The organism is Yersinia sp. 2553 StPb PI, from assembly GCF_052217105.1.
In the GTDB taxonomy this organism is placed as follows: Bacteria; Pseudomonadota; Gammaproteobacteria; order Enterobacterales; family Enterobacteriaceae; genus Yersinia; species Yersinia enterocolitica_E.
On sequence record NZ_JAZGPX010000001.1, the window covers coordinates 214746 to 225195 of the forward strand.

Consider the following 10450-nt stretch of genomic DNA (forward strand, 5'->3'; position numbering starts at 1 on the left):
TCGCCACCGGACGCTTTACAGTCGGAAAGTTCTTTATCAAGCGCTCTGGCCTCCGTACTGCTCAGGTGGTTATTCTCCACGATAGTTATAATGTTCAGGAACTTGGTAGTCTTTAGGGAAAGAAAATTCTTTTGTCTCTCTGATAAAAAAGTCAATATCTTCAACTGATTGATAAAAAACGCCATAAATAGACATCATAAAAACTCTAATATCTAAGAGGGCCGCTCTCATAGCTAATTCATCCCTATTACTCTCTGCTCTTACAAACAAATCAATAGCTTGATTTAGTCGTATGATATTTTTTTCGAGCCGACATTTAATATCATCATCTTCGCTAAGATATAATTCTTCTCCCTCAGGTTTTGTGATTTTTTTTTCAACAATCATTTTCAAAAAAATGTTCTTAAAGTAATCAATGGAGTTCATATCAATCATTTTGGTAGTTTTCTCCCTTCTGCAACTGCTTTGTTGGTTTTATCTTGATTTATTGTTCCATCTAAATTAAGTACAGCCTTTATATTTCTATTACTATCAAACACTTCTATATGGTTTTTGTGTAATCCATCAAGATAATATTTATCGCCTTTAGAAATGTATGTACCAACATCACCTTTGGCTTGATACACACTTTGCCCCTGGAACATCTGATTGGTTTTACGTGAGTTATCCTGTATCTGGTTTCCAAAACCTGGTTGCTTTAGGAATTCATTCATATTTCCCACTGCACCTTTATTCGGCTGATATTTACCAGCACCACCAGTAACAGCAGCCATTGCTGCACCAGCCAATATTTCCGCTTTCTGGCTATCTAAACCATAAATTGTCTGGAGCTGTTGAGCAAACTCCGTGCTATTGACTATTCCTGACTCATCCATCTGTTGAAGCAGCAAAACCGATAAGTCATTTTTCATGCCCCATGGGATATCTTCACCAAGCGCTCTGTCTATTGCTTCATGAACTAACATACTGTTAGCTGGGATATCACCATATTTCTCTTTACAGACAGCGGCATCCGAAGCGCAAGTTACAATTAACTCATTACGTTGTTTCAGACTCAGATCTTCCATTTCCTTCACGATCTGATTGCAGTCACCACGCGCATCACAGCCTTTCGCTCTCGCCGCAAAATCATCTATCTGAGTAGCACTCAGGAAGTTATTCTCAACCACCGTTTTACCGGTCTGCGCCCCTGCTACTGTATCCGCTGTACTGTCACCAATCAATCCACCCGCCAATCCTGCCGCCAGTGTTGCCAGTGCCGAGACCGTTTGTTTTTCCGTTTCGCTCAGTTCGCTAACCGGCTTACCGTAAGCATTCATTGCAATCATGCCTATCAGTTCGCCTGTCACCGCGCCACCCGCACCAACCAGCGCGTTATTACCCTGTGCCGCTGCCAGTGCGGCATTAACCGCCGCGTGTGCCAGTGTGCGCGATACCGGATCGTCAGGCAGGGTATCGGCGATAAGTTTAGTGATATACGGTGCAGCACCATTCGCCAGTGCCGCCGCCATATTGCCACCTGACAACCCTTGTACTGCCGCCGTCGCTGCCTGCATGGCACGTTGCACTGCGCCACCGGTTCCTAAACCCGACTCGTTAAACGCCTGATTGTATGCCGTCTGGTAAATCTGCTGGTTGATGTCCTCAGCAGTGGGCACTTGGCCTGGGTTGGCCTTCGCCCACTGTTTTTCTGCCGCAGCAATATCTTCAGGCTTCACGTCCTTCATTTTCTCATTCGCCGCGTTGGTCGCAATAATCTTGCCTTGCGTCCGCGCAATATCCATTGCCTGCCCCCCTATCTCGCTAATCAGTTGGGCTTCTTTCAGGCGGTTCTGCTCTTTCTCTTTATCAAAGATAGGAGCGATGCTGCCGTTGGCATTGTCGGTGTCGCGGCTCAGGTCATCGACATTCTGCTGTTGTTTATCGGTGTCACGAATAGTGATGCTGCCCTCACTGACCGCTGCCTGCGTGGTGCCCTCGGCATGACCGTCATTACCCAGACCCGACAGCACCACACTGCCCAGATTGCTCAGCAGGTCAGACCCCACCGGGCCACCGGTGCTCAGGCTACCGCCCTGATGTTCAGCCTTGAAATCGGCTTTATTTTCAATATTGCTAAAGCCCAGTGTGCCGGTATCCAGACTGTTTTTGCTCTTGTCCGCGGTGCTGGCAATCACTGCGCCATCGAGCTGAGTGTGTTCACCCACGGTGATATCAAAGCCGCCAGAGCCTGCAAAAATACCGGTCTGCTCCTGTACCGAGTCATAATTGCTGTGCAGCTTATCTTTACTGATGCTCAGGTTGGCAGAGCCACCGCCGCCGACCACCGCCATGCTGACACCGCCGCTGGTACTGGTCTGCTTCGCATCATAGTTATCGCTGTCCTGCTGGCTTTGCAGCAGTAAGTCGCGGCCGACATCCACTTTGACGGTTTCACCGCTGGCTTGCGCGCCTATCAGCGAAGTATCACGCCCGCTGCTGAGCGACAGTGTGCCACCTGTGTCAATCTGCGTTTCAGTCCAGAAGGTGCCGTCGCCGTGCTCATTGCCCTGACCTTTGTTGGCATTGGCAAAGATGCTCAGACCACCGCCAGCGCTACCGAACCCCAGACTGACCCCCACACTGCCACCGCTGCTGCTGTTGCTGCCGTCGGTTTTCTGTGTGTTGGCGGCACCGAGCAACAGCACATCACGCGCCGCATCCAGGGTGGTATCGCCACCGGCTTTGAGCTGGCTGCCTTGCACCACAATATCGCCGCTGTTCGCCGGGTTCCCCTCACCGGTGGCCGTCACGCTCAGGTTGTTGCCCGCCGTCAGGGTCGAGCCTGTCACACTGGTCTGTTCCTGATGTTGCTGCGAGGCCGATTTTTGTGAGCCTAATGAAGCGCTGACGCCGAACATGCTGGCAGTATCGCCCCCTTGCGCCTGCACCAACTGGCCTGCTTGTACCGCCTGCGCACCACTGAGTGCCGCTTTAACCCCTTGCAGCGCAGACAGTCGGCCATTGCTCTCTTCGCGGGCATCTTTGGCGGTGGTGACCGCGGTATTGAGGGCGCTGCCGACCGCGCCAGACAGTGCCAGTGTCAGGCCGCTACTTTTTTGCTCAACGCTGTGGGTCTGGCTGCTTTGGTTCTCCGCCGCCAAAATAGCGACGTTTTTACCGGTCAGACTGATGTCTTTACCGGCTAACACGTCAGAGCCTTGCACCGTCAGGTCTTTACCGGCGGTCATGCTGACATTACCCCCCACACTGCCCACCGTGCTGCCCACGTTGGAGAGAGATTTGCCGGTGTCGGTGGTTTTTTGGCTGTTGCTGCCCACCGTGACACCAATCCCGCCGGTGCTCATCAGACCCGATTTTTTCTGCTCGAACAGGTGAGACTCGCTCTCGCTCTGTTGCGCAGTGCCGACGGTGATGTTCTCTTTTGCGCGCAGGTTAATATCGTTATCGGCCACCACATTGCTGCCGGTGACCGCGATATTGTTGCCGCTGACATCGATAGAACCTGCTGACAGCATGGAGCCGACCGCCAGTGTCTGGCTAATACTGTCTTCGGTACGCGTGGTGGTGCTGGAGGCCAGCCCTTTTTTGGTGCCGGTATGAGTGCGCTGCGCATCATGCTGTTCAGTCTGGGTGGTGAGGGTGACATCGCCGCCCGCCGCCAGATTCAGTGCGCCATGGGTTTGTACCGCACTGGCACTGATATTGATGTCTTTTGCCGTCTGCAAATTGATATCGCCGGTGGCGTTCAACTGGCTGCCGCGCAGGGTTTCATCGTAGAGATCCACTGAACTGGTATGGCGCTTGCTCGACGATTCGCCAGTGACGTGCAGGCTGTCGGTCGCTGCACTCAGGTTAATGTTCTGTGCCTGTATATCAATGGTGTTGGCATTAATATTAGCGCCTACGGCAGTTAAATTGTCGACGTTAGCGGTTAGCGCGCCGCCGACATTCACCTCGCTGCCCAGATGGCGGATATGCTCACTGGTCGAACTGCCATAACCATAATTCGCACTTATCTGGTCGCTGCTTTGTACGGTATTCAACAGCCAGTCGCCGCCGGTATTGACCTGAAGATCCTGACCGACATTGAGGCCGGCACCTTGCATGATAAAATCACGCTCAGTATTGATAACCGCGTTATTGCTGACATTGATACTCGCCAGCGGCCCCAGTACGGTTTGGCTGCGTTGAACCGCACCATTATCACTGCTGAGTTGCTCACTGCCGGTGCGCAGGATCACATCGCGGCCGCTATCGAGTTGCAGGTTGGTGGCATTTAACCGCGCGCTGGTCAGGTCAATATCGCTGTTCAGTGTGCTGAGCAACATATTGCCACCGGCCTGAAGTAGGCCGCCACGGTTATTGAGCGTGATGTCTTGCGCCATGCTAATGCTCAGGTCATTGCTGGCTTTAATCGCCCCCTGATTGGTGAAACCCTGCATATCGGTTAATTCGATATTATTCGCGGCAATTAATGCGCCGTTGGCCTGTAAATCGCCCGGCTTGACCCCCGCCAAATAGACCACCGGCACCAGCACGGTTTGCCCGGCGACTTCGCGGCTTTCCATCAGCACGATATTACTGGTCAATGCCGCCATCTGCTCGGCACTGAGGTGGGTGCCAAGGGCAAGATTGAACGTCTTGCTGTACTCGAGTCCCGCCGCAAACAGTTGTTCGAACTGTTCTTGTGCACTGCGGTAATCACTGGCGACCGCCTGACCGGTCAGTGCCAGTACCTGATCCCGCACCAGACGCTGTTCATAGGCGTTATCCCCCAGGCGTTTGAATATCACATCCGGGTTACTATTCAACTGCTGGAGCACGTAGTCTGATCCGCGCCAGTTATTCAGATTGGCAAACGCCGGGTTAGTTTCAATCAGATAACCGCCGCTGACTGTGTAGTCGGTATTGAACTTATACAGTCCACCGTTGGGCTGTGTCAGGGAGATACCGTTAAACTCGATGGCCAGATCTTTTCCGCTATTGTCGCTACTCTGGGGAGGCGCAATGGCACCGGGGTTGGCACCGTAATTGATCGTGGTGCCGCTGCCGCTAAGGGTTTGTGCGGTAATACTGGAGGCATATTGGTTAGTCGCGCGCTCACTGACCTCAGGGCCCCAAGAGGTGCCCCATAAATCGCCTTTGTAGGTCCGATAACGCCACTCACCCGTGGATGTTGTTTGTTCAATCAGGCGTTGTGCATTCCCCCAACCATCCTGGTTCAGGGTGACACCCGAAAGGTCAATCTCTCCCTGCGCACTGATTTTACTCCAGAAGTTTTCCAGCGTACCCACTTGTGGGGTCAGGTTCCCACCGGCCAGCAGTTGCGCCTCTGGGCTAATGTTATCGATGCTGTTATAGGCGATAGTCGATGTATAATCGGTGCCAATATAGTCGCTATTCATCGAGCCGCCATGAGGCGGTTCAGCATAGCGTCCGCCTGGAATATCAGGGTTTTCTTCTGTCCAGACCGCGGACCCATTCACGGTGTCGGCCACAACAAAGTTGCTATTGGCGGTGAGAATATGACGGCGATTGGTCAGTGTCGTGGCGTAAATCAACATATCTTTGCCGGATTCAATCAAACCCGAAATATTGAGCACCTGAGCCGCCGCCAGATAATTGCCGCTATTGTCCAATGCGCCGGCCAGAATAATGTTGCCCATGCCTAAAAGGGTGGTGGTTGGGGCGGAATCAGTGTTGGTGACGGTATCACTGTTTTCAATTACCGGTGCCAACAAGGCTAAGGTACCGTTTTCATCGGTGGCACCGATCAGGGCACCAGGGCCGGAGTTGGTAATACGCTCCCGTGCTTTAAGCGTGGCTTCGGCACTGATCAGGGTGCCGGTGTTGAACAGGGTATTGGAGTCGGTATCGAGTCGCCCGCGGGTTAATATCTCACCACGGTTAATCAATGCGCCCGCTGCGCTGAGGCTGGCTTGCGTCGCAATAATATGGCCACTATTGAGCAAGCTGCTTGAGCCGGTGCTGAGTTTGCCGCCCGCTAATAACTGCCCGTCATTGGTTAACGCGCCGCGGGTGGTTAAGGTTAAATCATGTCCGGCCTGCAGTGTCGAGTCGGCCAGATTGCTGAAATCACGCTGTAAATCAAGGGTCAGATCCTGACTGGCAACTATCTTGCCTGCGTTATTGTCAAGCTGGCCCAGATTCAACGCGATGTTATTCGCCGCCAGTGTGCCACTTTGGTTATTGAGGGTTTGCCCGGCACTTGCCCCCGCATTAATGGTCAGCGTTCCAAGGGCGAGAATATTGGCGCGCTGCGTACTGATATCGCCACTGTTGGCGGTGATGTCTATCTCGCGGGCTTGGGTATGGCTGTCGGTCAAATCAACCCGGCTACCGGTTAGCGTCATCGCACCGGCGGCGAGGGTCTGCCCTTGCGCGATCAGCTCCTGACGGGTGCTTACCCTCAAGTCACCGCTATCCATCAGGCGGCCATCACTGTGTACACCCGCCGCTAACAGGCTGCCCCCGTTGCTATCCAGGCGCTGTGCATTGACCGCCACATTGCCTTTAGAGAGCAGGGTGCCACCCCGGTTATCCAGATAACCCGGCAGATTCAGGTTGAAGTCCGTAGTACCGGTTTGCGCTATCACCCCGCCGACATTGGAGAGCGATTGGGCGCTAAGCGTGACCCTCTCCGCAATCAGTCTGGCGCTGTCGGTACGTAACAGCGCGGCGGTCGACGCAGACAGGTTGCCACTGGCTAACAGTTCAGCGCCGGTGAGATCGATAGCGCCACCTTGTGCGGTGAGTGTCAGGTCACGGCTCTGGGTTTGGCTGCCACTCAGATCGATACTGTGCGCGTTAAGCACTTGCGCCGTCCCGCTAATATTTTTGCCTTGGGCGGTTAACATCCCGCTGGCATCAACGCGCAAGGTGCCACTGGTGATCGCGCTGTTGTCGGACTTGACACCGGCACCCAGTACCGAGTTGCGGCTACTATTGACTTCTGCCGCGCTCAGCGAGGTATCACCTGCCGCCGCGACAGTGCCGGTGTTATTCAACTTGCCTGCAGTAGTGAGCTGGGTATTGCCCTGCGCATAGAGCACACCTGCGTTCGCTATACCGGCGGCGGTCTTCACCGCCAGATGTTGAGCACTGTTGATCTGGCCGTTGTTTACCAGCATGCCATCCGCCGTGATAGTGATATCGCCGGCTGACGCGCCTATTTCACCGGCATTGCGCACCCCGACACCGGTTTCAGTCCCGATCAGGCGGATTTTACCGGCGTACATGCCACCCAAATTGGCGACATCCACCGCCACGGTAGGGCGGGCGCTGCCATCGTCGGCTTTAGTAGTGATATTTTGGTGCGCGGCGTCAACCTGATTGCGCCCAGCAGTGACTTTCAGGTCATTGGCCCAGAGACCGGCATTGACTTTAACCGAACGGGCAATCAGGTCGGTATGGTCCTGACGGCTGCTGTCCAGACCTTTGCCCTGAATAACAATCTCACCCCGATCCACATTGTAGCCAGTGAGTTGGCCGTTATTGAGCTGTGCCTGACCGGTGGTTAAGGTCGCACGGTTAGCGTTGATAAAGCCGCAGCCATCACAGGTAATGCCTGATGGGTTGGCGATAACCACCTGCGCTTTGCGGCCAGCGACCTCGATATAACCGTTAAGTTTACTCGGGTCGCGGCTGTTGACTTCGTTGAGGATAATACTGGCCTCACCGCGTGCCAGCGACGGGTTGCCGTTGACAAAACCGCCGAGTTGGGTCTGGTTGACACCGTGGCCGTTATTGAGGATCACGCCGCGATTATCGACATCGAACTGGCTGTAAACGTTACGCGAAACCCCACCGCTACTGGGTGTCTGGATATTGACCTGTGGCGTACCGTTGGCGCTGCTGATAATGGTCGGCTGTTGGTTACCCGGCGCACTGGCATCGGCGACAATATTGGCTTGCGCGGATAACGAGACGCACCCCAAGGCCAGTAACAGACTAAAACTCAGCGACGATAAGGCACTGATACGGCGGCGTTGAGTATGCCCAAGACCTGACGAGGGCGATGAGGCGGCCCGACCGGAGGCGGCGATATCGGCTACCACCATTAATAAGCCACGCGCCTTGTTAAATACGATACGGTACAGGTTCTTATTCATGGTGACTCTCAACAGCTAAAGGGTTAATAAGGTGCATCAGTATTGCCAGTTCAGGTTAAAGCCCACCGTCACTGAGTCGGCTTTGAAGCCATCAGGTTTTGACAGCGGCTTGCCCGCAAACAGGTCATAACGGGTATTGAGCACAGTGCCGCGCACACCGACGACACTGCCCGCCAGATGGTGGCCCAGCAGATAAGGGTCGCTGCGACCGCTGACCTCGCCGTAATCCACGCCGACATACAGTTCATGGCCTGGTAGCGGGGTATACCAGCCGAGATCATTGCGCACCGTCCAGCCGCGATCGGCATTCAGCGTGCGTTCGCCATCAAATCCGCGCACTGACCAGCGGCCGCCGATGGAGAATTGATCCTGTGGTGTCAGGGGTGTGTTGGTGCTTTGCCGCTGATATTGCAGGTTGTAATGGACGTTTTGCGTCGCAATCACAAAAGGAATATCCAGTTGCGCATTCAAACGCAGAATTTTGCTCAGGGCAGTGGCTTCGCCGAAATACTCTTCTTGTGCCAGTACTGCACCCAACCAGCGGGTGCCGCGCTGGTAACTGATACCTGCGTCCAGTGTGGCCTGCGAGATAAAGTGGCGATGTTCCAGCCCGACACGCCAGGCCGAGGTGCGGCGGCGCTGCACTTCAATTTCGGTATCATTGATATAGTTTTTCGACGAGCGGGTCAGCACATCGTAGGTCAGGGTAGTTTTTTGGCTGGCATTGCGGTGCAGCAGGCGGCTGAGTTGCAGCGTGACGTTCTCACTTTCACCACTGTAGTGGTAGTCGCCATTGAGGCCCGCCACCGTTTGGTGATAGTCATAGCTGCTGGCGGTGATGCCCGCGGTCCAGTAACCGAACGGCAGCGAGTAATGGCCGGTCAGGTTATTGGTGCCTTTATCGCCGCGATCCTTTATTGACCCCCCGGCAGAGACATAAAACAGGTCACTCAGCGAAAGCGGGTTATCCAGAAACAGGGTTGCGCCACCTTGATAACGGCCGGTGCTGCGGGTGCCGGAGTCATCCAGTGAGGCCGCCAGCCGCCACATTTTGCGCTGCTGCCAGTTCAGGGCGATATCGGTCTCGCCGGGGGCATCACCCGGGATCAATTCCATACTGGCTTGCACGGTGGGGACGCGCTGCAGGTTCTCCAGTCCTTGCTCGATATCACGCAAATCCAACAGGTTACCAGGGCGGGCAGGGAAGGCACTGAACAACGTGACATGGCGGTCACTGCCGGGCGTCAGCTCAACATGGCGTATTTTGCCGGGCACCACGTGTAACGCCAGCGTGCCGCGGTTTAAGTCCTGCTGCGGGGCCAGTACCCGGGTGGTGACATAGCCATGGTCGATCAGGCGGTTTTGTATCTGGCTCATCAGCAGGTTAATGCCCTGGCCGCCCAAACACTGGCCTTGCGCCTGATTGGCGATACGTTGCAGTGGCAACCAGCGAGGTAATGGCTCTGCGCCACTGATTTTTATACGATCAATGGCAAAGCAGGGGTGCTCAACCGGGAAGACAATACGGCCCAAAGAGGCCGCTGGCGCTGATAAGCGCACATCCGGTGTTGCGGGGGCCAACCGCTCTTCCAGTGCCCGTTGCCGGGCCTGTTGATGAATACTTTGCTCAACGGGGGGGAATTCCGCGCCATAACTGGCGAGCGGAATAAGGGTTATGGGCAATATTGTGCTCACCATGGATAGGCCATAGCAGAAACGGGACATCAGGAATGCCTTTGCCCCAGAATATGGGGAGAGTGATAGACTATAATTTGAGGCTATTCTGCCTGTCGCGGTGTTATTTTCAACCTGTTTTTGATGAGGCTAAATATCCCAGGGAAATAATTAATCAATCTTGTGGGAAATATCTGACAATAAAGTCATTGCGTGGGAAATATCGCACATAGAAGACAAGTTAAGTGAGAAATATCTTATTTATGAGTCAGGGTGAAGTATCAATAGCCGATGAGGTCCAGCAGAAGCGAAGCTGCAAAAACGACATTTATCTTAACTGGGGCGAGCTATTAACAACACATCTAGCCAAGGATATACCCGATCCTTAACTGTTTGCGGGCAAAGTTCAACATCCATGTTGAATCATTCAACGTTGAAGCGTTACCCTTGGTTTCTTTCTTGGTATGAATGATAGAAGTACAAACCAATCAGTCCAATGGGTGCAATGAAAATGGCAAAAGCCCAACATAGTGCCATCATTATAAATTTTGTCATGAGAAATAATATGGCGTTAGTCCAGAATCTATTATCCCCAATGATAGAGTTTATTAGGGTTTCATATACAAATCGTGAGTATGGGT

Annotated in this window: 3 protein-coding genes; all 3 read right to left on the reverse strand. The window is 53.7% G+C overall.

The annotated features are described in order from the left end of the window. Positions 1-69: 69 nt before the first annotated feature. Genes V2A84_RS01005 through V2A84_RS01015 form a run of 3 tightly spaced genes read right to left on the reverse strand, consistent with a single transcriptional unit; the run spans position 70 to position 9860 of the window. Entirely contained in the window at positions 70-435 is a 366-nt protein-coding gene (locus tag V2A84_RS01005) for a hypothetical protein (RefSeq protein WP_442848505.1), read from the reverse strand. Next, on the reverse strand, positions 432-8135 hold the full coding sequence (locus V2A84_RS01010; protein ID WP_442848506.1) for a hemagglutinin repeat-containing protein: 7704 nt from the start codon (positions 8133-8135) through the stop codon (positions 432-434). The genes V2A84_RS01005 and V2A84_RS01010 overlap by 4 nt, the downstream gene beginning before the upstream one ends. A gap of 36 nt (positions 8136-8171) precedes the next feature. Next, positions 8172-9860 (reverse strand): ShlB/FhaC/HecB family hemolysin secretion/activation protein, encoded by a 1689-nt coding sequence (locus V2A84_RS01015; protein WP_442848483.1) that lies wholly within the window; start codon positions 9858-9860, stop codon positions 8172-8174. Between the last annotated feature and the right edge of the window lie 590 nt (positions 9861-10450).